The organism is Ruegeria sp. YTSA168 (assembly GCF_059610045.1).
On sequence record NZ_JBXWMW010000001.1, the window covers coordinates 1 to 25,055 of the forward strand.

The following is a 25,055-nucleotide window of genomic DNA, read 5'->3' on the forward strand; positions in this document are numbered from 1 at the left end:
CGGTTGTAGCTCAGTTGGTTAGAGTACCGGCCTGTCACGCCGGGGGTCGCGGGTTCGAGCCCCGTCAACCGCGCCATCACTGCCAGCCTTTGATCCGGGCAAACGGATCGGACATAGACCCAAAATGCGCGGTTGTAGCTCAGTTGGTTAGAGTACCGGCCTGTCACGCCGGGGGTCGCGGGTTCGAGCCCCGTCAACCGCGCCATTTTCCTTCGATCATATCATGTCATCAAAATGCAGGCCGTGCCCTGCGCGTTTGCGTTGCATGCTGTCAGAATGTGTCGGCAATAATCCGAAAGTTCCACCTTTGTTCTAACTTTTCTGTTGGAGACTCAGCGCCGCTCGCCTATTTCTAGGACACTTATGTGGTTGGGGGCCTGAATGGCTGAGCTGAAGAACATCGAAGTGCGCGGTGCGCGCGAACATAACCTCAAGGGGATCGACGTCGATATCCCTCGGGATCAGCTGGTGGTGATCACCGGCCTGTCCGGTTCGGGCAAGTCCTCACTGGCCTTTGATACGATCTATGCCGAGGGTCAGCGCCGGTATGTCGAAAGCCTGTCCGCCTATGCGCGTCAGTTCCTGGATATGATGGAAAAGCCGGATGTGGACCACATCAGTGGTCTTTCGCCGGCAATCTCGATTGAGCAGAAGACCACGTCGAAAAACCCACGTTCGACCGTGGGGACCGTAACCGAGATTTACGACTATCTGCGCCTGTTGTTCGCTCGGGCAGGGACGCCCTATAGCCCCGCAACGGGTCTACCGATCGAAGCACAACAGGTGCAGGATATGGTCGATCGGATCATGAAGATGGAGGAGGGGACGCGGGGATATCTACTGGCCCCCATCGTGAGGGACCGGAAAGGCGAATATAAGAAAGAGTTTCTGGAACTGCGCAAGCAGGGCTTTCAGCGTGTAAAGGTCGACGGTGACTTTTACGAGCTGGACGAACCACCCACATTGGACAAAAAATTCCGTCACGATATCGACGTGGTGGTCGACCGGTTGGTGGTCCGCGAAGGGATGGAGACCCGGCTGGCTGACAGTCTGCGCACCGCTTTGGACCTGGCGGATGGCATTGCCGTTCTGGAAACGGCCCCGCGTGAAGGTGACCCAGAGCGTATCACGTTCAGCGAGAATTTTGCCTGCCCGGTTAGTGGCTTCACTATCCCTGAGATCGAACCCCGGTTGTTTTCCTTCAACGCGCCGTTTGGCGCTTGCCCGGATTGTGACGGCTTGGGGGTGGAGCTGTTCTTTGACGAACGGCTGGTTGTGCCGGACCAGACATTGAAACTGTATGATGGGGCCTTGGCCCCGTGGCGGAAGGGTAAGTCTCCGTACTTTCTGCAAACTATCGAGGCCATCGCACGGCATTATGAGTTCGACAAGAACACCCCCTGGAAAGATTTACCCAAGAAGGTGCAACAGGTGTTCCTACGAGGATCGGGGGATGAGGAAATCCAGTTCCGTTACGACGAGGGTGGTCGGGTCTATCAGGTCACCCGTAGTTTTGAGGGCGTGATCCCGAATATGAAGCGCCGCTATCGCGAGACCGACAGTGCATGGATTCGCGAAGAGTTCGAGCGGTATCAGAACAATCGTCCCTGCGGGACCTGCGAAGGGTATCGCCTGCGCCCCGAAGCGCTGGCCGTGAAGATCGCCGGTCTGCATGTCGGGCAGGTTGTTGAGATGTCAATCCGAGAGGCGCTGGCCTGGGTTGAGGATGCACCAAACCATCTTTCGGTACAGAAGAATGAGATCGCGCGGGCTATTTTGAAGGAAATCCGCGAACGGCTGGGGTTCTTGAATAACGTCGGTTTGGAATACCTTACGCTGTCACGTTCAAGTGGCACTTTGTCCGGTGGTGAAAGCCAGCGTATCCGGTTGGCCAGCCAGATCGGCTCGGGCCTGACCGGCGTTTTGTATGTGCTGGATGAACCCTCTATCGGGTTGCACCAGCGCGATAATGATCGGTTGCTGGGGACGCTCAAGAACCTGCGGGATCAGGGCAATACCGTGATCGTGGTCGAGCATGACGAAGAAGCAATCCGCGAGGCGGATTACGTCTTCGACATCGGCCCCGGTGCCGGTGTGCACGGCGGGCAGGTTGTCAGCAAAGGTACTCCGGGCGAAATTGCGGCAGATGCGGCCTCGGTCACCGGGCAATATCTGGCCGGAACACGCGAGATTGCGGTCCCGACTGAGCGGCGCAAAGGCAACGGCAAGAAGCTGACCGTTGTGAAAGCGACGGGCAATAACCTCAAGAATGTGACCGCAGATTTTCCGCTGAGCAAGTTTGTCTGTGTCACGGGCGTGTCCGGCGGGGGGAAGTCGACACTGACGATTGAGACATTGTTCAAAACCGCCTCGATGCGGTTGAACGGCGCGCGGCAAACTCCGGCCCCTTGCGAGACGATCAAAGGGTTAGAGCATCTGGACAAGGTTATCGACATTGACCAGCGACCGATTGGGCGTACGCCGCGGTCCAATCCAGCGACCTACACCGGGGCGTTCACCCCGATCCGTGACTGGTTCGCCGGACTGCCTGAGGCGAAGGCACGCGGGTACAAGCCAGGGCGGTTCAGCTTCAACGTCAAAGGGGGGCGGTGTGAGGCCTGCCAGGGCGACGGCGTCATCAAGATCGAGATGCACTTTCTGCCTGATGTCTATGTCACCTGCGAAACCTGCAAAGGCGCACGGTACAACCGCGAGACGCTGGAGATAAAGTTCAAAGGCAAATCCATCGCTGACGTGCTGGATATGACCGTGGAGGATGCGCAGGAGTTCTTCAAGGCGGTGCCCTCGATCCGCGACAAGATGGATGCTCTGGCGCGCGTGGGGCTGGGTTACATCAAGGTTGGTCAGCAGGCCACGACCTTGTCGGGGGGCGAGGCACAGCGGGTGAAACTGTCAAAAGAGCTCAGCAAACGCTCGACCGGGCGGACGCTGTATATTCTGGATGAACCGACGACAGGTCTACATTTCGAGGATGTGCGTAAACTCTTGGAAGTGCTTCATGAATTGGTCGATCAAGGGAACACCGTTGTCGTGATCGAACACAATCTGGACGTTGTGAAAACCGCAGACCACATCATTGATATCGGCCCTGAAGGCGGCGATGGAGGTGGTGAGATCGTGGCGACCGGTACGCCGGAAGACGTGGCCGAGGTCGAACGCAGCCATACGGGCCGGTATCTCAAACCCATGCTGTCTGGGACGCGTGTCGCGGCTGAGTAGGGTGTATTGTATTAGTCGGTAAGGAAGCGAGGCTCTGCCTCGCGCTCCGACGTGTTTTTGGCGAGATGAAGGATGGATCGCAGCGCGTTAGCTGCGACCGCGTTTCTCGAACCTGGGCAGCATGGCCGAGAAATCCCGACCCAGGCCATTTTCTGTTTCGACAAATTGTTCGTAAAGCTGTGTGGCGGCTTGGCCCATTGGGGTATCCGCATCGGCGCTGTCGGCGGCTTGTTGGCTGAGGCGCAGGTCTTTCAACATCAACTCGGCGGCAAAACCCGGTTGATAGCCATTGTCTGCAGGGCTGGTCGGGCCAACGCCGGGTGCCGGGCAATAGGCATTCATCGTCCAGCTGTAGCCAGATGAGGTGCTGACTACATCGAACATCTTTTGACGGTCCAGTCCCAATTTGTCAGCCAAGGCAAAGGCTTCGCAGGTGGCGATCATGGTAACCCCGAGGATCATGTTGTTGCAAATCTTGGCCGCTTGTCCGGCCCCGGCCTCGCCGCAATGCACCGCCTTTTGACCCATAATGTCGAATAGGGGGGCGGCTTTGGCAAAGGCTTCATTGGTTCCACCTGCCATGAAAGTAAGCGTACCGGCGGAGGCGCCGCCGATCCCACCTGAAACGGGCGCGTCGACCGATAGCAAGCCCGTGGCATTGGCTTGATCAGCCACGGCGCGCGCGCTGTCGACATCGACGGTGGAGCAATCGACCAGTGTAGAGCCAGATTGCATATGAGGGATGATCTGATTTGCGACAACTCGGAGTATAGCGCCGTTTGGCAGCATCGTTATAACAACATCGGCTCCATGAACGGCATCGGCGGCGGTTTCAGCCACTTCCACGCCATCGACACTGACCTCGGCGGTATCGAACCCGCGCACCCGATGGCCGGCTTTTGCCAGATTGGCCGCCATGGGTGCGCCCATGTTGCCCAGCCCGATGAACCCGATTTGCATGACTTATTCCTCCTCGAAAGTCAGGGCGTCCTTGCCCAGGGGCTGCAACATCTTTGAAACCGCGACCGCAGGCACGATCATATCCGCGTATTGCCAGCGGGGATTGCGATCCTTGTCGATGATCTGCGCCCGAATGCCCTCCAACAGGTCACCGTGCTGCATGGCGCGGAAGGTGAAACGGTATTCCATTTCCAGCGCCCGATGCATGGTCAGCGCGGCCCCGCGCAGGCGGTGCAGCATCTCGACCGTGCAGGCGGTTGACAGCGGCGCGTTGCGCTCGAGCTTGGCAAGCGCTTTCGCCGCGAACTCTGATCCGTTTCCACGCAGGTTGGTGAGGATATCGCCAAGTGTTTCACCGCCAAAGCTGTCATCGATTTCGGATTGCAGATCGGCAAGGTCGCCGTTGGGCGGTGTTACCGCGTGTTCTGCGATCAAATCGGTATTGCCGGAGGCTTCCAGCATTTCGATCAGGTCTGCCCACTGATCCTGTGGGATGAAGTGATCGGCGAAGCCTGCAAGGATCGCATCGGCAGGCCCCATGCGATGGCCTGTGGTGCCCAGGAACTCTCCCAACCGGCCAGGGGCGAGAGCCAGCATCAGGGTGCCGCCAACATCAGGAACCAGCCCGATAGAACATTCCGGCATAGCGATCTGGGAACTTTCGCCAACAATCCGGTGGCTGCCATGGCAGCCAATGCCAACGCCGCCGCCCATGGTGAACCCTTGCAGGAAGCTGACGACAGGTTTGGGATATTCAAAGATAAGTGCGTTCAGCCGGTATTCATCACGCCAAAAGGTCTGTCCATAGGTGAAATTGCCCTGCGTTCCTGTCTGATAAAGTTCGGCAATGTCCCCGCCCGAGCAAAATGCTTTGTCACCCTCGGCATCGAAAATGATCAGATCAACCGCATCATCCTCACGCCAGTTGCGCAGGGCAGTGTCGATGGCCATGCACATGTCATAAGTCATGGCGTTCAGCGCCTTAGGGCGGGTCAGTGTGATGCGCCCGGCGCGCCCGGTTGTGCGAATGTCGATATCGGACATAGACCCTTTAGCCTTATGCAATCATCTGGCGCGCAACGATCACGCGCATGATCTCGTTCGTGCCTTCCAATATCTGGTGCACCCGCAGATCGCGCACAAGCTTTTCGATGCCATAGTCGGCCAGATAGCCGTAGCCGCCATGAAGTTGCAGACATTGATCCACGACCTTCGACCCGGTCTCGGTCACGAATTTCTTGGCCATGGCGCAGAACTTGGTTGCGTCAGGCGCGCCCTGATCCAGTTTCCAGGCTGCTTGGCGCAGAAAGGTGCGTGCGGCCTGCAGTTCAATCTCCATATCCGCAAGGCGGAATTGCAGGGCCTGAAACTGATCGATGGATTTTCCAAAGGCCTTGCGTTCTGACATGTATTGCAAGGTCATGTCCAACCCGGCCTGTGCCGCGCCCAGGGAACATGAGGCGATGTTCAGACGACCACCGTCCAAGCCCATCATGGCATATTTAAACCCGTCGCCTTCGACCCCGACCAGATTGCCCGACGGGATTTTGCAATCGTCGAACTGAACCTGTGCAGTGGGCTGACTTTTCCAACCCATCTTCTGCTCCAGCGCGCCAAAGCTAAGACCCGGTGTGCCATCCTCGACATAGACGGTAGAGATTCCCTTGGGGCCGTCCTGACCGGTGCGGACCATGCAGACATAAGCATCTGAATACCCTCCGCCTGAAATGAATGCCTTAGTGCCGTTCAGCGTGTAGCCTTCGTTCGTGCGTTCTGCGCGGGTTTTCAAGGCGGCGGCGTCCGAACCCGAACCCGGCTCGGTCAGGCAGTAGCTGAGGACTGTGTTGAGGCTTAGCACCTCGGGCATGATGCGGGATTTCAGGTCATCGCTGGCAAAACTGTCCAGCATCTTGGCGCACATATTGTGGATCGAGAGGAACGCAGCAACCGAGGGGCAGGCCATCGACAAAGCCTCGAACACCAGCGTGGCGTCCAACCGGGTCAGGCCCGAGCCGCCGCTATCCTCGGACACATAGAGCGCGCCGAATCCAAGTTCGCCGATCTGGGGCCAAAGCTCTTTTGGGATGGTGCCGTCGCTTTCCCATTGCCGTGCGAATGGGGCGATGTTTTCCTGCCCAAACCCATAGGCCATATCGAAAATCGCGGTCTGTTCCTCGGTCAGCCCGAAATCCATTGCTACCCTCCCGTCGGCATTGAATTGAACGGTTGTTTATTTCTCAATCGTTACAGAAATTTTTCAAGATCGGCAATCGCTCAGGCGTTAAGCCACATCGGCGCAGCGTGGTTTCACAGGTCCGCGTGGAATTCTTCGATCAGGTGCCGCACAACCGCCTGGCCTGGGTCCTCTCCCTTGGCGACAGCCTCGGCATGGACGCGGCGCTGGCGGGTGGCTGAGGTTCCGGTTTCGGCGACCTGACGCAAACGGGCAAGTTCGGTCATGGTGCCTAGGGCCTCGGCGTCTTCGGCCAGCAGCCCCATCAAATCTCCCACCAGATCAGCCATGGGTTTGATGGACCGATCCCCAAAATCGATCAGGCCCTCGCCGACCCCATAGCGTTGTGCCCGCCAGCGGTTTTCGCCGATCAGGAAACGATCATATTGCCGCCAGCGCAGATTCCGTGCTTTCAGGCGGCATAGCATCCGGGTCAGGGCCTGAACCAAAGCGGCCAAAGACAAGGTGTGTTCCAGCCGTGGCTGCACATCCATGATCCGTGTTTCCAACGTAGGGAACCGATGCGAAGGGCGCAGATCCCACCAGATTTTCGACGTGTCCTCGATAACGCCCAGTTCAACCAGAACACCGGTTGTCCGCTCGTATTCCGACCAGCCGCTGAAATCCGGGGGCAGGCCAGTTCGCGGCAGGTTGTCAAAGACCGTCAACCTGTACGAGGACAGGCCAGTATCTTCGCCATTCCAGAACGGCGACGAGGTTGAAAGCGCAAGAAGATGTGGCAGGAAGTAACACAACTGAGGCATCAGATCGGCTCGCAACGCTTGATCTTCGACCCCGACATGCACATGCATTCCGCAGATCAGCATGCGCCGCGCCACGCCGCCCAGTGCGTGTTGAAGGGCATCATAGCGCTCTTTCCGCGTGTGATGCTGGTCTTTCCAATTGGCGAACGGATGACAGGATACGGCGATTGGGCTGAGATTGTAGTGCGCCGCATGTTCCGAGACGCAGGATCGTAAGCGTCTAAGGTCCTCTCGCGCGCTTTTGATGGTGGTATGTGGTCGGGTTCCAACTTCGATCTGGCATTGCAGGAATTCGGGGCTGACCTGACCTTCGAAATCGGTCTGGCAGGCCTCCATCAGGGCGGCGGGTGCCTCGGTCAGTTGCAGGCTGTCGCGGTCGACCAACAGATATTCTTCTTCGATGCCCAGCGTGAAATCCTGCTGCATGGGCGGACCTCTCTTTATCGTGTTGATCCAGTGAATACGGAAATTGGCCTTTTGCCAAGGGTTTGGGGTTCTGCCGCTTGCAGAGGTCGGCCCTGCACAGGTAAGGAGCGGTAACTACCCCTCAGACCGGAGCCCGCCGCGTGAAACCCAGAAAATTCCCCCGGATTAATGCCGCGTTGGACCGTTTTGGCGTCAAACTGATCGACAAGGTCACCGAGCGGGAGGAGCGTGCACGGCTCGAAACCTTTGAACGGGCAGGGGGTCTGACCCGCCCGGCCTATGCCTTATCGCCGGGAATGGAGATGTTTGATATTGAGCCGCTGAAACAGGAATTTGCGCAGCATCGGGAGGCTTTGGCCGCGCTGAAAGACCCCGCGCGCAACACAACCGGCTATCGCATCGGCAATGGCTATTACGACAGCCCGGATGCGGATGCTTTGTATCTGATGATCCGTCGGTTCCAGCCAAATCGGATGATCGAGGTCGGGTGCGGGAACTCAACCCGTGTGACGCGGCAGGCGATCATCGATGGTGATCTGGACACAAAGATCACGGCCATTGACCCCTATCCCCGCGCCGATATCGCTCATGTGGTCGATGCGTTCGAACAAAAACGGCTGGAGGACGTGGACCCGGCGCTGTTCGACCAGCTTGAGGCAGGAGATGTCCTGTTTATCGATTCCAGCCATGTCGTGCGGATGTCCAACGACGTAGCGCACCTGTTCTGTCGGGTCATTCCTGCTCTGAAACCAGGTGTCGTGATCCACGTGCACGATGTTTTTTTGCCCTATGAATATCCCAAGCGGTTCTTTTATGACTGTCCGGGCTGGGGTGAGCAGTACATGCTACACGCAATGCTGCAATCGGGCGCGTTTTCAATGCTTTGGCCGGGGTATTACCTGCAACAGGATCGTCCCGATGCGGTCGAGGCACTGCCGTTTCTGGCCGATGGTAGGGCGCAGAGCATTTGGGTTCAGATCAAGGAACGGTGATCGCAAAGTGATCCGGCTTGGAACAAGGCCCGTACCCCTTTCCATAACAAGCTGGAGAGGAGAAGACAGCCATGTTTCGTCGTACGTTTATGGGCGCTGCCGCCGCAATCGCACTTGCCATGCCGCTAAAGGCCCAAGCTGCTGACATTGTCGACACCGCCGTTTCGGCCGGATCGTTCAGCACTTTGGTTGCAGCCGTTCAGGCCGCCGGACTGGTCGATACGCTGAAGGGGGATGGCCCGTTCACTGTATTCGCACCAACCGATGAAGCATTTGCTGCGCTGCCCGAAGGCACCGTTGAAAGCCTTCTGTTGCCCGAAAACAAGGATCAACTGGTCGCGATTCTGACCTATCACGTGGTTCCGGCCAAAGTCATGTCGGGCGATATCGCAGGCAAGCGCGCGAAGGTTCTGACCGTGCAGGGCGACCGCCTGAGCGTGAATGCCAGAAACGGCGTCAAGGTCAACGGCGCCGAGGTGATCCAGGCAGATATTGAGGCCAGCAACGGTGTGATCCACGTGATCGACGAAGTGATGCTGCCGGAGTAATCGCCACCACTCACGAAAAAGCCCCGGTCCTGATGGCCGGGGCTTTGCTGATTCTTGGGTATCGCGTTTCAGACCAGACGCACCTGCGTGCCGACCTGCACCAGCGGATACAGTTCTTCAACATGCTGGTTGTAAAGACCAATGCAGCCGGACGAGCTCTGACGTCCGATCTTACGCGTGTCATGCGTGCCGTGCACCAGATAGGCGGGCCAACCCAGATACATTGCGCGGGTGCCCAGTGGATTGCCGGGATCACCGCCATCCATTCGTACAGGCAGCGACGGATCTCGTTCCCGCATTGATGCAGTCGGGGTCCAGCTGGGGTTTTCGGCTTTGCGCACCACTTTGGTATAGCCGCGTTTTGTCAGTTCTTCGCTCATAGGAACGGAGCTTGGGTACAGCTTATAGGTCCCGTCAGGCCCCCAGTAATGCACAGCGCGGCTGGTGATATCCGCCAGTAAGCATCCAGAGCCCAATTCGTCAAAGTGATCCTGCCAATTCTGCTGTGAGAATGAGGATACATTGCGGCGCACCGGGGGTTGCGTGCTGATCGGGTCTTCGGCCTGCGGAAAGGCATCCAGGCTTTGGGCGCGCAACAACGCGGGCGTCGCCAGGACGGACGCTGCGCCCAACAGGGCAGAGCGGCGGGTCATGCGGGAATTGGACAATTCGGCCTCCGATTATTCAAACTGCTCGATCAACAAATCGCGTGTAAGATATTTCCGCAGGGCTTTGAATTCCAGCCCAAGTGGCTTGAATTTATCGTGAGGGCACAGGACTATCCCAATAGTTCGGCAAGTCTTTGCACAAAAAAAACCGGCCCTGATGAGGCCGGTTTCTTTTTTTCGGGATAAACTTTAAAGGCTTAGTCCATGGCCTTGAAGTTAAACTCGCCACCTTCCTTGATTCCCGACGGCCAGCGCGCGGTCACGGTTTTGGTGCGGGTATAGAACTTGAAGCTGTCCGGGCCGTGCTGGTTCAGGTCACCAAACATGGATTTCTTCCAGCCGCCGAAGGTGTGATAGGCCAGTGGAACAGGGATCGGCACGTTGATGCCAACCATCCCGATATTGATCCGGCTGGCAAAATCACGGGCGGTGTCACCATCACGGGTGAAGATCGCGGTCCCATTGCCGTATTCGTGATCCATTGCCAGGCCAATCGCCTCTTCGTAGGAACCGGCGCGGACAGTCGACAAAACCGGGCCAAAGATCTCTTGTTTGTAGATGTCCATGTCGGGCGTCACGTGGTCAAACAGGTGCGGGCCGACAAAGAAGCCATCTTCATAGCCCTGCAGGCTGAAATCACGATTGTCGACAACCAGCTTCGCGCCTTGCTCAACGCCCGAGTTGATCAGGCCGAGGATACGCTCTTTTGCCGCACCGGTTACAACCGGGCCCATATCGACGTCGTCACCCGCAGTGTAAGGGCCAACTTTCAGCTTTTCGACACGCGGGATCAGCTTTTCGATCAGGCGATCCGCGGTTTCTTCGCCAACGGGGACGGCGACTGAAATTGCCATGCAGCGCTCGCCTGCCGCACCAAAACCAGCGCCGACCAGCGCGTCTGCCGCCTGATCCAGGTCAGCGTCTGGCATGACGATCATATGGTTCTTGGCACCGCCAAAACACTGCGCACGTTTGCCGTTGGCGGTTGCGCGACTGTAGATGTACTGCGCGATCGGGGTCGAGCCCACAAAGCTGACGCCTTGAATGATTTCGCTGTCGAGGATGGTATCGACGGCTTCCTTGTCGCCATTGACCACCTGGAATACACCTGCGGGCAAGCCAGCCTCGATGAACAGTTCGGCCAGCATCAGAGGGACAGAAGGGTCACGCTCGGACGGTTTAAGAACCACGGCATTGCCACAGGCCAGGGCGGGACCCACGTGCCACAGAGGCATCATTGCCGGGAAGTTGAACGGCATGATTGAGCCGACAACGCCCAAAGGTTGACGCATCGAATACATGTCAATGCCAGGGCCTGCGCTGTCGGTAAACTCACCCTTCAGCATCTGAGGCGCGCCAATGCAGTATTCAATCACTTCCAGACCACGCTGCAGATCGCCCTTTGCATCCGGAATGGTCTTGCCGTGCTCGCGGCTGAGCGCTTCGGCCAGCTTGTCCATGTCGCGGTTCATCAGGCCGACCATTGCCATCATGACACGTGCGCGTTTCTGCGGGTTGGTCGCGCCCCATGCTGGTTGCGCTGCGGCGGCGGCCTCAATCGCTGCCGTGGTTTCGGCGGCACTGGCCATCGGGCATTTGTATTGAACTTCGCCCGTTGCAGGATTGAAGACATCGTCAAACCGGCCCGAAGTACCGGCAACATACGCGCCATTCAGGAAATGGGTCAGGTCTTGCATCGAAAACTCCTCTGAATCTGTTGCGCGCAGAATAGGCTTGCAGAAATGACCTGAACAGAGGCAATAATTCAAAAGCGCTTTGCAAAAATGCAAAAGGTAGATCATGAACCCAAATTGGGATGATATGAGGATTTTTCTGGCTGTCGCGCGCGAGGAAAGCCTGTCCTCGGCGGGCCGCATCCTAAAGATCGATCCTGCAACGGTCGGTCGCCGCATTGCACGGCTTGAGGCCAATCTGGACGCGCCATTGTTTACCAAATCTCAGCAAGGCTACATGTTAACGACCGCAGGGGAACGCTTGCTCGATCATGCACAACAGGCCGAAGAGGCGATGCGCGCCGCCACAGGGGCCGTGGTCGGTTCCACCAAATCGCTCAGCGGACAAATTCGGATCGGTGCACCGGATGGATCAGCCAATTATCTGTTGCCTCAGGTCTGTGCACAAATCAGCGATGCGAATCCTGACCTGGATATTCAAATCCTTGCATTGCCTAGGATTATCAACCTGTCCCGGCGCGAGGCGGATATGGCTGTCACGGTCAGCGCGCCGACAGCTGGGAAATTGCTGGTTCAGAAAATCTGTGACTACCAGCTGCACATGGTGGCCGCGCAGGACTATTTGGACCGTCACAACCCGATCTGCTCGGTTGCTGACCTGCAGGGCCATCGCCTGATCGGGTACATACCGGACATGATCTTTGACCGAGAGCTGGACTATCTGAACGACATAGGTATCGACCGCGTTGCGCTGGCGTCGAACTCGGTCTCTGTTCAGTTGCGGCAGGTGTCACTGGGAACCGGTGTGTGCGTCGCGCATGATTTCACGTTGCCGTTCCACCTCAACTTGCGGCAAATCCTAAAGGATCAGGTGAGTTTGACGCGCAGTTTCCACCTGGTTCGGCATCAGGGCGATCAGCGGAATGAGCGTTTGAATCGGTTCGCCGAGGCCCTGACCCAGGGCATTCGGGAAGAGGTCGCCCGGCTAGAAGCTGCCACAGCAGCTTGACAGGTTGCCCTGATCGCGCAACGCTTTGGAACAGATTATTATTCCGGAGGTGTTCTATATGCTCGTTCAGGCCATTCTGAAGTCAAAAGCCACGGAAGGCGTTGTTACCGTCAAACCTTCGGCGACGGTTTCTGACGCGTCGAAAATTCTGGCAGAAAAACGGATCGGTACTGTTATTGTCTCGGAAGATGGTGGTCAAACGGCGGCGGGTATCCTGTCTGAAAGAGATATCGTCCGCGAACTGGCTGTCAGCGGCAGCGGATGTCTGAACGAACCCGTCAGTTCGTACATGACCAAGGAACTGGTGACGACGACGCGACAGGCGACCGTGCAGGACATCATGTCCCGTATGACCGAAGGTCGCTTTCGCCATATGCCGGTGGTTGAGGATGGCAAGCTGATCGGGATTGTCACGCTGGGCGATGTGGTCAAGGCACAGCTTGCAGAACTGGCCATGGAGAAAGACGCCTTGCAAGGGATGATCATGGGTCACTAACGGGATAGGGGTGCTTCAAGCCCTTGCACCTGCGGCAAAGTTATGTTTGCTAGCGCAGAAATTTTATTGCGCGGGAGAGCCTGATGCGGGTTGGATTATATCCAGGAACTTTTGATCCGATAACCTTGGGTCATATTGATATCATCCGTCGGGCCGCTGCGCTGGTGGACAAATTGGTGATCGGTGTCGCGATCAACCGTGACAAAGGACCGTTGTTCACCTTGGAAGAACGTGTGGCCATGATCGAGGCGGAATGCGCCCAGTTGACCCAGCAGACCGGGACCGAGATTGTTGCGCATCCGTTCGAGAATCTGCTGATCGATTGTGCTCGCGATGTCGATGCGCAGATCATCGTGCGCGGGCTGCGGGCCGTTGCGGATTTTGAATATGAATTCCAGATGGTTGGTATGAACCGGGCGCTGGATGATACGATTGAAACCGTCTTCCTGATGGCCGAAGCACGGCACCAAGCGATTGCCTCAAAACTGGTGAAGGAAATCGCGCGGTTGAACGGGGACGTGTCGAAATTCGTCACGCCCCGCGTGAATGACGCTCTGAAAGACCGTTTAGGATAGCGCGCCCATTGCGGCGGCGGTGTCCAGCATACGGTTTGAAAAGCCCCATTCATTGTCATACCAGGCCAGCACGCGCACCAAAGTGCCGTCCGTGACTTTGGTTTCATCCAGCGACACGGTCGAGCTGTGGGCATCGTGGTTGAAATCGATCGAGACCAGCGGGCGAGATTCCGCAGCCAGGACGCCGGGGATCTTTGCTGCTGCCTCGACGAACAGGGCATTCACTTCTTCTTCGGTGGTTGGACGTGACACTTCGGCCACCAAATCAACGACCGAGACATTCGGCGTGGGGACCCGGATCGCCTGACCGGTCAGTTTGCCTGCAAGCTGCGGTAGCACCAGACCGACAGCCGAAGCCGCACCGGTGGTGGTCGGGATCATCGATAGGGCAGCGGCGCGTGAAAGGTAAGGGTCTTTACCCGCGTTATCATGAACGGGTTGACTGGCCGTGTAGGCGTGTACAGTGGTCATATTGCCATGCACAATGCCCAGCCCAGCATCCAGTGCCGCAGCGACCGGAGACAGGCAGTTGGTGGTGCAGGATGCGTTCGAGACGATCGTGTCTGCTGCCGTCAACTCGTGATCATTCACGCCGAAGACGACGGTTTTGACACCCCCATCACCGCGTGCGGGGGCCGAAATCAGTACTTTCTTCGATCCGTTCTTCAGGTGACGTTCTGCCGCCTCACGGGTACGGAAGACGCCGGTGCATTCCAGAACCACGTCGACGTCAGACCAGTTCAGCGCTTCGGGATCGCGCTCGCTGGTCAGGCGGATGGGGCCTGCACCAACATCCAGGCCTGCTTCGGTCAGCGTGACTTTGTTTGGATAGCGGCCATGCACGCTGTCGAATTCGAACATATGCGCGTTCATTTCCGGTTTTCCCAGATCGTTGATTGCGACGATCTGCACATCTGTGCGGCCTGTTTCCATCAAGGCCCGCAGAACACCGCGCCCGATCCGTCCAAAGCCGTTGATTGCCAGTTTGAGTGTCATGTCACGCTCCGTTCGTCAGCTGGCCCCGATACGGGGCTTGGTTAGCGCTAACAATGGCAGATTGGCACGAATGTCAAGCAAAACATCCGTCACCGCCAGAAGGCAATCCAGTCCAGAAACGCGTAAAGCTTTTTGCTGAGAAACACCAAATGTTCAGGGCCGAACAGTGCGTAGTCCAGAATCACCGCGCCAAGGAGCAGAAGCCCAAGCCATATAGCGAGTTGATTTGTCATTCTTTCCCCGAACGAAAAAGGCCCACCCAGATAACCTGAGCGGGCCCGAAGGTACAAGCGATGTGCAAAGGGTCAGTTAAGACGGCCCATTGCAACGGCCACATCGGCCATGCGCACCGAAAAGCCCCATTCGTTATCATACCAGGCCAGCACACGCACCATGCGGTTGTCGACCACGCGGGTCTGATCCGGCGCGAAGATCGAGCTTTCTTCGGTATGGTTGAAATCGGTTGAAACCAGCGGGGCGGGCTCAAAGCCCAGAACGCGTTGCATCGGGCCCTTGGCGGCTTCTTCGACGATGGCGTTAACCTCTTCGACGGTGACATCGCGCGCGGCGCGGAAGCTCAGGTCTACGGCCGAAACATTCGGGGTTGGAACGCGGATCGCCGAGCCGTCCAGACGGCCTTTCAGATTGGGTAGAACTTCACCCAATGCTGCAGCGGCACCGGTCGAGGTCGGGATCATCGACATGGCGGCTGCACGCGCGCGGTACAGGTCGCTGTGGCGGCGGTCCAGCGTCGGCTGGTCACCGGTATAAGCGTGGATCGTGGTCATGATACCATGTTCGATGCCAACACCTTCGTCCAAGACCTTGGCAAGCGGAGCAAGGCAGTTGGTGGTGCAGGAGCCGTTCGAGACCATGTTGTCATTGGCGGTCAAAGTGTTGTGGTTCACACCGAACACGATGGTCTTGTCGACGTTCTTGCCGGGCGCAGACAACAGGACCTTTTGTGCACCACGTTCGAGATGCGTTTTTGCTTTGGTGCCATCGTTGAACTTGCCGGTGCATTCCAGAACGACATCACAGCCTTCCCAGTCCAGTTCGTTCATGTCGTAGGTCGAGAACATCTGCATCGGGCCGCGACCCAGATCCATGGTGTTGCCTTCGATCGAGACGTCGCGGGGGAAACGACCGTGAATACTGTCATATTTCAGAAGATGCGCCGAGGTTTCCAGCGGGCCGGTGGCGTTGACTTTGATTACTTCGATATCGTTGCGTCCCGAGGCGGCGATATGCGATAGGGTACAGCGGCCGATGCGGCCAAAACCATTAATCCCGACCTTGATGGTCATAACATGTCTCCAGAATGCGCTTGCGTTGTTGGGCATATAGCGGTGAAACCCGAGTCTCAAAAGGGCAAAAATAGCATATTTTGAAGGTGTTAGCGCAAACCTGTCCCGATTGCGCTAACGCTTGCGCTAGCTGTTGGATCGGGTAGGGTCCGAAACGCGACAGGTGACAGGAAAGGAAGCGCGATGAGCGGTCTGTTGGCCCTTTTGGACGATGTGGCGGGGATCGCCAAGGTTGCGGCAGCTTCGGTTGACGATGTTGTAGCTGCCGCAGGTAAGGCTGGGGCCAAGACGGCGGGTGTGATTATTGATGACGCGGCGGTGACACCGAAATACGTTCAGGGTTTTGCCCCCGCACGCGAATTGCCAATCATCTGGCGCATTGCGCGCGGGTCTTTTTTCAACAAGCTGATTCTGTTGCTGCCCGTCGCATTGTTGCTGGCCAATTTTGCGCCGTGGCTGATTACGCCGTTGCTGATGATCGGAGGCTCATATTTATGTTTCGAAGGGGCCGAGAAGATATTCCATGTGCTGTTTCCCCATGGCAGCCACGTTATCGACGAGGATATGAAGAATCGCGACCCTGGCCATTTAGAAGAACAAAAGGTCAAAGGCGCGATCAAGACTGATTTCATTCTGTCCGCCGAGATTATGACCATCGCGCTGGCGGCGATTGAGGCGCCGAACCTATGGATGCAGGCCGCGACCTTGGCCGTTGTCGGGATCGGGGTGACCGTGGCTGTCTATGGTTCGGTCGCACTGATCGTGAAGATGGACGACGTTGGGCTGTTTCTTGCGAGGAATGCGCCAACGCCGATTGGCCGCGGCATCGGTCGCGGATTGGTCAAGGCCATGCCTGTGGTGATGAAGCTGCTGTCGATCATCGGCACTGCCGCGATGCTTTGGGTTGGTGGGTCGATTGTGATTCACGGGCTTGAAGTGCTGGGCTATGGCTGGCTGGGTCACCATATCCACGATTGGGCTCATGCGATTGGTCATATGGTGTCCGAGCAATGGGTCGGAGCAGTGGAGTGGATCTCCAAGGCAACAATGGATGGCATTTTCGGATTGGTCTATGGGCTGGCGCTGATCCCGGTGGCAACCAGGATCGTTGCTCCGTTGATGGGGATGGTTTCAGGGTCGAGCAAACAGCACTGAAAACCCTGTTTGTGACGTCGGGTCGTTGTGGTCGCAAGCCGAACAGCAGATACGCTGTGACCTGAAACACAAGAACTGGAATTCAAATGTCGTCACATACCCTAACCGAGGTTCTTGAGAGCCGAACGCCGGCGGGCGATGGTCTGAGCTATCCTGTGCCATCCAACTGGATGCAGGGCCGGACCACTTTTGGCGGGTTCTCTTCCGCGCTTATGCTGGATGCGGTTCGCGCGCAGCATAAGGATTTGCCACCCTTGCGCTCGGCGTTGGTGAATTTCACCGCACCGATTGGAACCTCACCGATCATCGGAACAGAGGTGCTGCGACAGGGGCGGAATGTGACCATCGTCAATGCCCGCGCTCAGATCGACGGGAAAGTCGCAGCCATGGCGACGTTTTCCTTTGGTCATCCTCAGGATAGCCATGTCGCGTTTGACTACCCGGCCAAACCTGCGGAAGACCCTGAGGGCACAGGGACTTACTTCCCGCCAGATTTGCCCAGACCTCCTATCCCGTTCCTTCAGAATTTCGATGTCCGGCTGATCGAGGGCGCGTTGCCGTTCTCGGGTGCCGAGAAAGGATACCTGCGCCTTTGGGCCCGACATAAAGACCCGCGTATGTGGGACCGGATGGAAGGGTTAATCTCGGTGGCTGATCTGCCGCCACCTGCCATCTATCCAACGCTGAAGAAACCCGGTCCAAACTCGTCAATGAATTGGATTTTCAATGTGTTGGCCGAAGATATTCAAACACGTGACGGCTGGTTCATGCTGGAGCATCAACTGACCGCCGGGCGCGATGGCTATAGTTCTCAGGTCATGCGGGTCTGGAATACTGACGGTGCTCTGGTCGTTGACGGGATGCAGTCGGTTATCATTTTCGTCTAACAAAAAAGCCCCGGTCTGGACCGGGGCTTTTGACGTTTTCAGGCGGGGATCAGCCCAGCAGATCTTTGACCTTCGCAACTGTCGCCTCAGCCGTAATGCCGAAATGCTTGTACAGCTCACCCGCAGGGGCCGAGGCGCCAAAACTGGACATGCCAATGAAGCCCGCCTTGGCTTCGCGGCCACGTTCACCCAGCAGCCAGCGGTCCCAACCACCGGCACGCACGGCGGCCTCGATACCGACGCGCACAGGGCCCGCAGGGAGAACGCGCTTGCGATAGGTTTCATCCTGCTGCGCGAACAGCTCCATGCAGGGCATCGAGACGACGCGGGTGCCGATACCTTCGCCTTCAAGCAACGCTTTGGCCTCCATCGCCAGCGAAACCTCGGATCCGGTGGCGATCAGGATCGCCTGACGTTTGCCTTCGGCCTCGGCCAGAACGTAAGCGCCTTGGGCGGTCAGGTTCTTGGCTTTGTGATCCTTGCGCACGGTCGGCACGCCCTGACGGGTTAGCGACAGAACCGAGGGGCTGTCCTTGAAGGTCAGCGCCAGTTCCCAGGCTTCAGCGGTCTCAACGGTGTCGGCGGGGCGGAACACATAGGTGTTCGGCGTCGCGCGGCTGATCGCCAGATGCTCGACCGGCTGGTGGGTCGGGCCGTCTTCACCCAGACCGATCGAATCGTGGGTCATCACGAAGACCGACGGGATTTTCATCAGCGCGGCCAGACGCATCGACGGGCGAGCATAGTCGGTGAAGGCCATGAAGGTACCGCCGTAGGGGCGGATGCCACCGTGCAGCGCCATACCGTTCATCGCAGCGGCCATGCCATGTTCGCGGATACCGTAGTGGATGTAGCGACCCTTGCGGTTTTCGGGAAGGAATACACCCATGTCAGCCGATTTGGTGTTGTTCGAACCGGTCAGGTCGGCCGAGCCACCAACTGTCTCGTTCATGATCGGGTTCACGACGTTCAGAACCTTTTCGGACGAGGCGCGGGTGGCCAGTTTCGGCTGCTCTTCTGAAACCTGTTTCTTGAAGGAACGGATTGCTCCAGCCAGCTTTTTGTGTGCTTCAAACGCATAGGCGCGGTTGAAATCGGCCTGCTTGCGTTCGGAAAGCTGCGCGAAACGCTCTTCCCAGGCGGCGCGCTCGGAGGCACCACGGGCACCGATGGCTTCCCATGCGGATTTCACATTGGCCGGGATTTCGAACGCATCATGCGGCCAGTCATAGGCTGCCTTGGCCGCCTTGAGCTGATCCTGATCCGTCAGCGCACCGTGACCTTTTGAGGTGTCCTGCGCCGCGTGACCCAGCGCGATATGACTTTCGCACGCGATCATCGTCGGCTTTTTCGACGTTTTGGCCTTGGCGATGGCCGCGTCAATCGCCTCGGGATCGTGCCCGTCAATCTCGATCACCTGCCAGCCCGAAGCGGCAAAGCGTTTCACCTGATCGGTGCGGTCTGCGATATCGACGGTGCCGTCGATGGTGATGTTGTTGTTGTCCCAGAAGACGATCAGCTTGCCCAGTTCGTGGCGACCGGCCAGAGTGATCGCCTCCTGGCTGACGCCTTCCATCAGGCAGCCGTCGCCTGCGATCACATAGGTGTAGTGATCGACCACCTTCTTGCCGTAATGGGCGCGCTGGATTTCCTCGGCCATGGCAAAGCCCACAGCGTTCGAAATGCCCTGACCCAGCGGGCCGGTGGTGGTTTCGACACCGTTGATCAGAAAGTTTTCCGGGTGGCCCGCAGTTTTGGCCCCTAACTGGCGGAAGTTCTTGATCTCATCCAAAGTCACATCCGCGTGGCCGGTGAGATAGAGCAGTGAATAGACCAGCATTGAGCCGTGACCGGCGGACAGGATGAACCGGTCGCGGTCGGGCCAGCCGGGGTTTGCGGCGTCGAATTTTAGGTGCTTCTCGAACAGCACGGTCGCGACATCAGCCATGCCCATTGGCATGCCGGAATGGCCGGAATTTGCGGCGGCGACGGCGTCAAGGGTCAGGGTGCGTATGGCCGCAGCTTTGTCCCAGTGTTCGGGGTTTGCATTGCGCAGCGCAGTCAGGTCCACGGGCGTTGTTCCTTTGGATTACATGCAGATTGCGGCTCAATACCATCCAGCCCTCAAAGTGCAAGTAGAACCGGGTTTTGCATAGGGTTTGTGCTTCAACAGCGCAGTCCAAGTTGTTGAAACCAAACAGTGGGTATTTTCCATCGCATTCCGCTAGACTAGGCGCAGGCCGGGCGTGATGTTGATTCGGATCGCCCTGCAACAGAACGAACCTTGATAAAGAGGTGACAGGGGCATGAGCCAAATCGAGGAACTACAGCATCGCATCATCGCCGCGATGGAGCGTATCGGCGCAGGTGTCGATGCCATGCAGCACGCGGCCCCCGGCGGCGAACCGGTGGATGACAGCCTGAAGATCGCGCTTGAGGAGGAGCGGGTCGCCAATGCCCAATTGCAGGAGCGGTTGAAGTCCCTGAAAGAACGGCATGATCAGGAAATGGACAGCCTGCGCGCTGAACTGGATCAGGCGCAGGCATCGTCTGGTGACAACGCCGAGGTCGAGGGGCTGCGCGAACAGCTGGCGGAAGCATCGACCAAACTTGCAAGCGTTGAAGCCGCCCGGTTGGAACTGGCCGAGGCCAAAGAGGCGCTGGAAAATTCAGAAGAGCTTGACGCTTTAAAATCCGAGAATGCGCAGCTTCGATCAGAAATGGACATGCTGGCCGATACTGCGCCCATCCAGGCCGAGTTGGATCAGTTGCGGGTGCTGGTGGAACAATCCAAACAGATTGAGGCGGAAAATAGCCGGCTGCGGTCAGAACTTGCCGATACCGAACGGGTGGATGATCTGAACGCCGAACTTGATATGCTGCGTGCCGAACGGGCCAGCCATGGGGCGGCAATGTCGCGTCTGGACAGCGATCTGCAACGGATGCGCAAGGCGAACGCGATGCTGCAAAGCTCGCTTGATGAATTGCGCGGGGCAGCAGAGCAGGGGCTTTCGGTCGTTGAATTGCTGGATCAGGCCACGGCTGCTGAACTGGAGGCGACCCGCGCGGAACAGGCCTCGGATGCGTCCCAGGCACATGCCATTCTCGCCCGGCTTGAGCCCTTGCTCAGCAAAGCGGAACTGGCAGAAGGTGAGGTAGAGTGATGCCCGAAGTGACCATTCATATCGGCGGACGCGGCTTTGAAGTGTCCTGTCAGGACGGGGAAGAGGCGTTTCTGCACAGCGCCGCCAAGATGCTGGATGACGAAGCGCAGGTTCTATCAGATCAGATTGGCCGGATGCCCGAGGCACGGATGCTGTTGATGGCAGGGCTGATGCTGGCCGACAAAACCGCAGCGACGGATGACAAGGTCAAGGCATTGGAAAGCAAACTGGCCGAGGTTCAGGCCGAGCTGAACACGTTACGCGCCGCACCTGCGCCAGAGCCGGAACGGGTTGAAGTAGCCGTGGTGCCCCCGTCGGTAACTGACACATTGGCCGAACTGGCCGCACGGGCCGAAGCCTTGGCTTCCGTGATCGAGGAGAAGAAATCCCAATGACCATTATGCGATCTTTGGCCTGTACCGCCGTTCTGACCCTGTCTGCATCAGGTGCATCCGCAGAAATCGACATTCTGACCGTGAGCTTCACCTGTGAGAATGGCGTGCCGCTGCCTGTGACCTACTTTAACGCCGCAGATGGGTCTGGCGCTGCGGCGACGGTCTTGGACAACACCCTTGTCTCGATGCGTCAGGTCGAAAGCGGGTCGGGCATTCGCTATGAATCCGTCAATACCAACGGGACGTATATCCTGCGCTCAAAAGGATGGGATGCAAGCATAAGCTATGCGGCGACAGAAGGTGCCGCCGACGAGCAGATTATCTATCAGAACTGTACCAGCCGTTAAGGATGGATCAGGCGTTTGCGTCGCGGATTTTGTCTGCGGCGTCTTTGTTGTAGTCAACGCCGTTTTCGTCAAACAGTGTGTCCAGCTCACCTGACAGGGTCATTTCGGTGATGATATCGCAGCCACCGACGAATTCGCCTTTGACATAAAGCTGAGGAACGGTCGGCCAATCGGAATAGTCCTTGATGCCTTGGCGCACCGCTTCATCGGCCAGAACGTTCACATCCGCATAATCGACGCCCATATAATTCAGCACACCGGCCACGCGGGACGAAAACCCACATTGCGGCATCTCTTTGGTGCCTTTCATATACAGCACAACATCATTGGCTTTGACGGTTTCGTCGATCTGGGTTTTAACATCGGTCATTTTGCGTTTCCTTCAAAGATCGCGTCTATGGCTGTCGTTTAATCCTTGTCGCCACGCGTTTTCGTCGTTTGTTTTCTTTACTAGGTCTAGGTCAGTCGCTTCCATTCCCAATGGTGGTTTCTCATCGGGATCGGGCGGATTCCAGCCATCCATTGATTTCAGAACCTTCCAAAGAAACTTGATCACTCCGGCACTTTTGTGGTCAGCGCCAGCGCGTGCAGATCTCCATCTGGACCGTCCATCTTGCCTTTCAAGGCAGCGTAGACAGCGCGTTGCTGCTGCACGCGGTTTTTTCCGCGAAAGCTCTCATCCACGATCATGGCGGACATGTGAACGCCATCGCTGCCGCCAACCTGTATTTCCGCATTCGGAAAGCTCTCGCGCAGCAGGGTTTCAATTTCGTGGGCGCTCATCGGCATGTAGGTTTCTCCTGAAGGTCTTTCCCAAGATGTAGAGCGGCATGTGAGCCCGCGCAAGACGTGCTGCGCAGGATCAGGCGACAGCAGCCGCGAAACTGGTACGGAACGTTTCGGTCAACTCCGCCAACGGCGCTTCAGAGCCGCCAATTTTCACGGTATCGCCGGTAAAGCGCCCGACCGACACCAGCGCCACACCGGCCTGACCGGCGGCAATCATCAGCGCCTCGGCCTGATCAAAGTTGCAGGCGACCAGATAGCGCGCCTGATCTTCGCCAAACAGGAACTCGGTCGGGGCCTCGTCGAGATGTACGCCGACACCGACGGCTTCGGCCAGTTCGAACGCGGCGAGTGCAAGACCTCCATCGCCGAGATCGGTGCAGGCCTTGATCATCTCGCGATTGGCGCGGATGAAATCACCATTGCGCTTTTCGGCATCCAGATCGACATGCGGCGCGTCGCCGTCTTCGCGGTTGAACACCTCGGCCAGCAGGGCGGATTGGCCCAGATGGCCCTGGGTTTCACCAATCATCAGAGCCACATGGCCCTCACGAACCTCGTTGCCGATGATTTCATCACTGTGGCTGAGCAGGCCAACCGCACCGATGGTCGGCGTGGGCAGGATCGCCTGACCGTCTGTCTCGTTATACAGAGAGACGTTGCCTGATACGATGGGCACGTCCAGTGCGCCAACGGCGGCACCGATGCCTTGAATGGCACCGACGAGCTGGCCCATGATCTCGGGTTTTTCGGGGTTGCCGAAATTCAGGTTGTCGGTGGTCGCCAGCGGTTTGGCCCCGACAGCAGTCAGGTTGCGATAGGCTTCGGCCACCGCTTGCTTGCCGCCCTCAACCGGGTTGGCGCGCACATAGCGTGGGGTCACGTCGCTGGTGAAGGCCAGAACCTTGTCGGTACCGTGCACGCGGACCATCCCGGCCCCCAGACCGGGCGTGCGGGCGCTGTCGGCCATGACCATGGTGTCATATTGTTCATAGACCCATTGCTTGCCGGCATAATTCGGTGAGGCGAGCAGGGCGCGCAGACCATCGATGGGATCGATCTGGGGCACATCTGCCAACTCCTCTGCTTCGGGCGTTGGTTCCCATGGGCGGTCGTATTCCGGCGCGGTTGAGGAGAGTTTCGACAGGACCAGATCGGCTTTGACCTCGCCATTATGCATAATCAGGAAGCGGTCTTCGGCGATGGTTTCTCCGACGATGGCGAAATCCAGATCCCATTTTTCGAACACGGCGCGGGCCTCGGCCTCAAGTTCGGGCTTGAGGACCATCAGCATGCGCTCCTGCGATTCCGACAGCATCATCTCATACGCCGTCATGTTCTCTTCACGCTGGGGGACGTTCTCCAGATCCAGACGCACGCCCAGACCACCCTTGTCACCCATCTCAACAGCGGAACAGGTCAGGCCCGCAGCCCCCATATCCTGAATCGAGATCACGGCACCGGTTTGCATCAGCTCCAGCGTGGCTTCCATCAGGCGCTTTTCGGTGAAGGGATCGCCGACCTGAACGGTGGGGCGTTTTTCTTCGATTGTGTCGTCGAATTCGGCCGAGGCCATGGTCGCGCCGCCAACGCCATCGCGCCCGGTTTTCGCGCCCAAATAGACGACCGGCATACCGACGCCCGAGGCGGCGGAGTAGAAAATCTTGTCGCTATCGGCCAATCCGGCTGCAAAAGCGTTAACCAGACAGTTGCCGTTATAGGCTGGATGGAACCGAACCTCGCCGCCCACGCACGGGACGCCGAAGCAGTTGCCATAACCACCGATGCCCTCGACCACACCATTGACCAGCTGGCGGGTCTTGTGATGGCCGGGCTCGCCAAAGGACAGAGCGTTCATCGAGGCAATCGGGCGCGCGCCCATTGTGAAGACGTCGCGCAGGATGCCGCCGACGCCCGTGGCTGCACCTTGATAGGGTTCGATGTATGACGGGTGGTTATGGCTTTCCATTTTGAAAACCACCGCCTGACCGTCACCAATATCGACCACACCAGCATTTTCGCCCGGTCCACAGATGACTTGGGGCCCCTCGGTCGGAAGGGTGCGCAGCCATTTTTTGGATGACTTGTAGGAACAGTGTTCATTCCACATGGCAGAAAAGATGCCCAGCTCGGTAAAGGTGGGTTCCCGTCCGATGATGTCGAGGATCATCTCATACTCCTCGGGCTTGAGCCCGTGTGCAGCAATCAGATCGGGTGTGATGGCGGGCTCTTGCATCGTCTGTCCTGTGTCCAAATGGGCTGAGATTGGGCGCCTTTTAGGGCAAGGGGCCGCCTGTGGAAAGGGCCAAGTGGGCGCACCCGAATATGTCCAAAGAAAAACGGAACCGGTATCGCAACCGGTTCCGTCCAGATCCCCTGGTCCCAGAGGTCGAAAGCAATGGCTGTTTGATCG

At 57.8% G+C, this 25,055-nt stretch carries 24 protein-coding genes and 1 tRNA gene; 12 read left to right on the forward strand and 13 right to left on the reverse strand.

The genetic code is table 11. The features are described 5' to 3' along the window. Positions 1 to 128 precede the first annotated feature (128 nt). Positions 129 to 205, forward strand: a tRNA-Asp gene (locus AC2FFE_RS00005). Positions 206 to 381: 176 nt separating this feature from the next. Further along, positions 382 to 3,240, forward strand: a complete 2,859-nt coding sequence (gene uvrA / locus AC2FFE_RS00010; protein ID WP_496845537.1) for an excinuclease ABC subunit UvrA — start codon at positions 382 to 384, stop codon at positions 3,238 to 3,240. A gap of 87 nt (positions 3,241 to 3,327) precedes the next feature. Here uvrA and mmsB read toward each other — a convergent pair whose 3' ends face one another. From mmsB to AC2FFE_RS00030, 4 genes are all read right to left on the reverse strand, one after another. After that, positions 3,328 to 4,200: a 3-hydroxyisobutyrate dehydrogenase gene (mmsB, locus tag AC2FFE_RS00015; protein WP_496845538.1), complete on the reverse strand. Its 873-nt coding sequence runs from the start codon at positions 4,198 to 4,200 to the stop codon at positions 3,328 to 3,330. Between the two features lie 3 nt (positions 4,201 to 4,203). Next, complete coding sequence (locus AC2FFE_RS00020) at positions 4,204 to 5,244, reverse strand: enoyl-CoA hydratase/isomerase family protein (protein ID WP_496818310.1); 1,041 nt, start codon at positions 5,242 to 5,244, stop codon at positions 4,204 to 4,206. 13 nt (positions 5,245 to 5,257) lie between these two features. Further along, positions 5,258 to 6,394: an acyl-CoA dehydrogenase family protein gene (locus AC2FFE_RS00025; protein WP_496818311.1), complete on the reverse strand. Its 1,137-nt coding sequence runs from the start codon at positions 6,392 to 6,394 to the stop codon at positions 5,258 to 5,260. Positions 6,395 to 6,507: 113 nt separating this feature from the next. Further along, positions 6,508 to 7,623 (reverse strand): carboxylate-amine ligase, encoded by a 1,116-nt coding sequence (locus AC2FFE_RS00030; RefSeq protein ID WP_496818312.1) that lies wholly within the window; start codon positions 7,621 to 7,623, stop codon positions 6,508 to 6,510. A 140-nt stretch (positions 7,624 to 7,763) separates the two neighbouring features. On the opposite strand from AC2FFE_RS00030, the gene AC2FFE_RS00035 reads away from it, so the two are divergent. Next, a complete protein-coding gene (locus tag AC2FFE_RS00035) occupies positions 7,764 to 8,615 on the forward strand; it encodes a class I SAM-dependent methyltransferase (RefSeq protein WP_496845539.1) in 852 nt (283 codons plus the stop codon). A gap of 71 nt (positions 8,616 to 8,686) precedes the next feature. Further along, positions 8,687 to 9,163, forward strand: a complete 477-nt coding sequence (locus AC2FFE_RS00040; protein ID WP_480549395.1) for a fasciclin domain-containing protein — start codon at positions 8,687 to 8,689, stop codon at positions 9,161 to 9,163. A gap of 68 nt (positions 9,164 to 9,231) precedes the next feature. Here AC2FFE_RS00040 and AC2FFE_RS00045 read toward each other — a convergent pair whose 3' ends face one another. Next, complete coding sequence (locus tag AC2FFE_RS00045) at positions 9,232 to 9,816, reverse strand: L,D-transpeptidase (protein WP_480541763.1); 585 nt, start codon at positions 9,814 to 9,816, stop codon at positions 9,232 to 9,234. A gap of 212 nt (positions 9,817 to 10,028) precedes the next feature. Next, on the reverse strand, positions 10,029 to 11,528 hold the full coding sequence (locus AC2FFE_RS00050) for a CoA-acylating methylmalonate-semialdehyde dehydrogenase (RefSeq protein WP_496818315.1): 1,500 nt from the start codon (positions 11,526 to 11,528) through the stop codon (positions 10,029 to 10,031). A gap of 103 nt (positions 11,529 to 11,631) precedes the next feature. On the opposite strand from AC2FFE_RS00050, the gene AC2FFE_RS00055 reads away from it, so the two are divergent. The 3 genes from AC2FFE_RS00055 to coaD all read left to right on the forward strand — a co-directional run bounded on the left by AC2FFE_RS00055 (position 11,632) and on the right by coaD (position 13,605). Further along, positions 11,632 to 12,534 (forward strand): LysR family transcriptional regulator, encoded by a 903-nt coding sequence (locus tag AC2FFE_RS00055; RefSeq protein WP_496845540.1) that lies wholly within the window; start codon positions 11,632 to 11,634, stop codon positions 12,532 to 12,534. Positions 12,535 to 12,592: 58 nt separating this feature from the next. Next, complete coding sequence (locus tag AC2FFE_RS00060; protein WP_496845541.1) at positions 12,593 to 13,030, forward strand: CBS domain-containing protein; 438 nt, start codon at positions 12,593 to 12,595, stop codon at positions 13,028 to 13,030. 83 nt (positions 13,031 to 13,113) lie between these two features. After that, positions 13,114 to 13,605: a pantetheine-phosphate adenylyltransferase gene (gene coaD / locus AC2FFE_RS00065; protein ID WP_480549388.1), complete on the forward strand. Its 492-nt coding sequence runs from the start codon at positions 13,114 to 13,116 to the stop codon at positions 13,603 to 13,605. Here coaD and gap (AC2FFE_RS00070) read toward each other — a convergent pair. From gap (AC2FFE_RS00070) to gap (AC2FFE_RS00080), 3 genes are all read right to left on the reverse strand, one after another. Continuing rightward, positions 13,597 to 14,601 (reverse strand): type I glyceraldehyde-3-phosphate dehydrogenase, encoded by a 1,005-nt coding sequence (gap, locus tag AC2FFE_RS00070; RefSeq protein ID WP_496818317.1) that lies wholly within the window; start codon positions 14,599 to 14,601, stop codon positions 13,597 to 13,599. The genes coaD and gap (AC2FFE_RS00070) overlap by 9 nt on opposite strands. A gap of 89 nt (positions 14,602 to 14,690) precedes the next feature. Beyond that, the gene (locus AC2FFE_RS00075) at positions 14,691 to 14,834 is read right to left on the reverse strand and encodes a hypothetical protein (protein WP_496818318.1); all 144 of its coding nucleotides are present in this window, start codon (positions 14,832 to 14,834) and stop codon (positions 14,691 to 14,693) included. A gap of 72 nt (positions 14,835 to 14,906) precedes the next feature. Continuing rightward, positions 14,907 to 15,908: a type I glyceraldehyde-3-phosphate dehydrogenase gene (gene gap / locus AC2FFE_RS00080; RefSeq protein ID WP_496818319.1), complete on the reverse strand. Its 1,002-nt coding sequence runs from the start codon at positions 15,906 to 15,908 to the stop codon at positions 14,907 to 14,909. Positions 15,909 to 16,091: 183 nt separating this feature from the next. Between gap (AC2FFE_RS00080) and AC2FFE_RS00085 the strand changes: the two genes are divergently transcribed. Both AC2FFE_RS00085 and AC2FFE_RS00090 read left to right on the forward strand, forming a co-directional pair. Further along, positions 16,092 to 17,063: a DUF808 domain-containing protein gene (locus AC2FFE_RS00085; RefSeq protein WP_496818320.1), complete on the forward strand. Its 972-nt coding sequence runs from the start codon at positions 16,092 to 16,094 to the stop codon at positions 17,061 to 17,063. A gap of 86 nt (positions 17,064 to 17,149) precedes the next feature. Beyond that, positions 17,150 to 17,950: a thioesterase family protein gene (locus AC2FFE_RS00090; RefSeq protein WP_496845542.1), complete on the forward strand. Its 801-nt coding sequence runs from the start codon at positions 17,150 to 17,152 to the stop codon at positions 17,948 to 17,950. 49 nt (positions 17,951 to 17,999) lie between these two features. Here the strand turns inward: AC2FFE_RS00090 and tkt are convergent, their stop codons facing one another. Continuing rightward, positions 18,000 to 20,021 (reverse strand): transketolase, encoded by a 2,022-nt coding sequence (gene tkt, locus AC2FFE_RS00095; protein ID WP_496845543.1) that lies wholly within the window; start codon positions 20,019 to 20,021, stop codon positions 18,000 to 18,002. Positions 20,022 to 20,256: 235 nt separating this feature from the next. Here tkt and AC2FFE_RS00100 point away from each other — a divergent pair, with 235 nt between their 5' ends. Genes AC2FFE_RS00100 through AC2FFE_RS00110 form a run of 3 tightly spaced genes read left to right on the forward strand, consistent with a single transcriptional unit; the run spans position 20,257 to position 21,856 of the window. Further along, complete coding sequence (locus AC2FFE_RS00100) at positions 20,257 to 21,114, forward strand: hypothetical protein (RefSeq protein WP_496845544.1); 858 nt, start codon at positions 20,257 to 20,259, stop codon at positions 21,112 to 21,114. Further along, the gene (locus AC2FFE_RS00105; RefSeq protein WP_496818323.1) at positions 21,114 to 21,509 is read left to right on the forward strand and encodes a cell division protein ZapA; all 396 of its coding nucleotides are present in this window, start codon (positions 21,114 to 21,116) and stop codon (positions 21,507 to 21,509) included. The genes AC2FFE_RS00100 and AC2FFE_RS00105 overlap by 1 nt, the downstream gene beginning before the upstream one ends. After that, a complete protein-coding gene (locus tag AC2FFE_RS00110) occupies positions 21,506 to 21,856 on the forward strand; it encodes an MliC family protein (protein ID WP_496818324.1) in 351 nt (116 codons plus the stop codon). The genes AC2FFE_RS00105 and AC2FFE_RS00110 overlap by 4 nt, the downstream gene beginning before the upstream one ends. Positions 21,857 to 21,863: 7 nt before the next feature. On the opposite strand, the gene grxD is transcribed toward AC2FFE_RS00110, so the two are convergent. The 3 genes from grxD to purL all read right to left on the reverse strand — a co-directional run bounded on the left by grxD (position 21,864) and on the right by purL (position 24,878). Beyond that, positions 21,864 to 22,226, reverse strand: coding sequence for a Grx4 family monothiol glutaredoxin (gene grxD, locus AC2FFE_RS00115; protein ID WP_496818325.1), 363 nt, complete (start codon positions 22,224 to 22,226; stop codon positions 21,864 to 21,866). Between the two features lie 182 nt (positions 22,227 to 22,408). Then, positions 22,409 to 22,645: a BolA/IbaG family iron-sulfur metabolism protein gene (locus tag AC2FFE_RS00120; protein ID WP_480827379.1), complete on the reverse strand. Its 237-nt coding sequence runs from the start codon at positions 22,643 to 22,645 to the stop codon at positions 22,409 to 22,411. 73 nt (positions 22,646 to 22,718) lie between these two features. After that, on the reverse strand, positions 22,719 to 24,878 hold the full coding sequence (gene purL / locus AC2FFE_RS00125) for a phosphoribosylformylglycinamidine synthase subunit PurL (RefSeq protein ID WP_496818326.1): 2,160 nt from the start codon (positions 24,876 to 24,878) through the stop codon (positions 22,719 to 22,721). Positions 24,879 to 25,055 lie beyond the last annotated feature (177 nt).

Coding starts and splice junctions, on each gene's coding strand:
- AC2FFE_RS00055 (WP_496845540.1), top strand. CDS start 11,632: ATGAACCCAAATTGGGATGATATGAGGATTTTTCTGGCTGTCGCGCGC.
- AC2FFE_RS00060 (WP_496845541.1), top strand. CDS start 12,593: ATGCTCGTTCAGGCCATTCTGAAGTCAAAAGCCACGGAAGGCGTTGTT.
- AC2FFE_RS00120 (WP_480827379.1), bottom strand. CDS start 22,645: ATGCCGATGAGCGCCCACGAAATTGAAACCCTGCTGCGCGAGAGCTTT.
- uvrA (WP_496845537.1), top strand. CDS start 382: ATGGCTGAGCTGAAGAACATCGAAGTGCGCGGTGCGCGCGAACATAAC.
- mmsB (WP_496845538.1), bottom strand. CDS start 4,200: ATGCAAATCGGGTTCATCGGGCTGGGCAACATGGGCGCACCCATGGCG.
- purL (WP_496818326.1), bottom strand. CDS start 24,878: ATGCAAGAGCCCGCCATCACACCCGATCTGATTGCTGCACACGGGCTC.
- AC2FFE_RS00050 (WP_496818315.1), bottom strand. CDS start 11,528: ATGCAAGACCTGACCCATTTCCTGAATGGCGCGTATGTTGCCGGTACT.
- AC2FFE_RS00020 (WP_496818310.1), bottom strand. CDS start 5,244: ATGTCCGATATCGACATTCGCACAACCGGGCGCGCCGGGCGCATCACA.
- AC2FFE_RS00045 (WP_480541763.1), bottom strand. CDS start 9,816: ATGACCCGCCGCTCTGCCCTGTTGGGCGCAGCGTCCGTCCTGGCGACG.
- AC2FFE_RS00025 (WP_496818311.1), bottom strand. CDS start 6,394: ATGGATTTCGGGCTGACCGAGGAACAGACCGCGATTTTCGATATGGCC.
- AC2FFE_RS00110 (WP_496818324.1), top strand. CDS start 21,506: ATGACCATTATGCGATCTTTGGCCTGTACCGCCGTTCTGACCCTGTCT.
- AC2FFE_RS00100 (WP_496845544.1), top strand. CDS start 20,257: ATGAGCCAAATCGAGGAACTACAGCATCGCATCATCGCCGCGATGGAG.
- AC2FFE_RS00085 (WP_496818320.1), top strand. CDS start 16,092: ATGAGCGGTCTGTTGGCCCTTTTGGACGATGTGGCGGGGATCGCCAAG.
- AC2FFE_RS00090 (WP_496845542.1), top strand. CDS start 17,150: ATGTCGTCACATACCCTAACCGAGGTTCTTGAGAGCCGAACGCCGGCG.
- grxD (WP_496818325.1), bottom strand. CDS start 22,226: ATGACCGATGTTAAAACCCAGATCGACGAAACCGTCAAAGCCAATGAT.
- AC2FFE_RS00030 (WP_496818312.1), bottom strand. CDS start 7,623: ATGCAGCAGGATTTCACGCTGGGCATCGAAGAAGAATATCTGTTGGTC.
- AC2FFE_RS00105 (WP_496818323.1), top strand. CDS start 21,114: ATGCCCGAAGTGACCATTCATATCGGCGGACGCGGCTTTGAAGTGTCC.
- gap (WP_496818317.1), bottom strand. CDS start 14,601: ATGACACTCAAACTGGCAATCAACGGCTTTGGACGGATCGGGCGCGGT.
- AC2FFE_RS00040 (WP_480549395.1), top strand. CDS start 8,687: ATGTTTCGTCGTACGTTTATGGGCGCTGCCGCCGCAATCGCACTTGCC.
- gap (WP_496818319.1), bottom strand. CDS start 15,908: ATGACCATCAAGGTCGGGATTAATGGTTTTGGCCGCATCGGCCGCTGT.
- coaD (WP_480549388.1), top strand. CDS start 13,114: ATGCGGGTTGGATTATATCCAGGAACTTTTGATCCGATAACCTTGGGT.
- AC2FFE_RS00075 (WP_496818318.1), bottom strand. CDS start 14,834: ATGACAAATCAACTCGCTATATGGCTTGGGCTTCTGCTCCTTGGCGCG.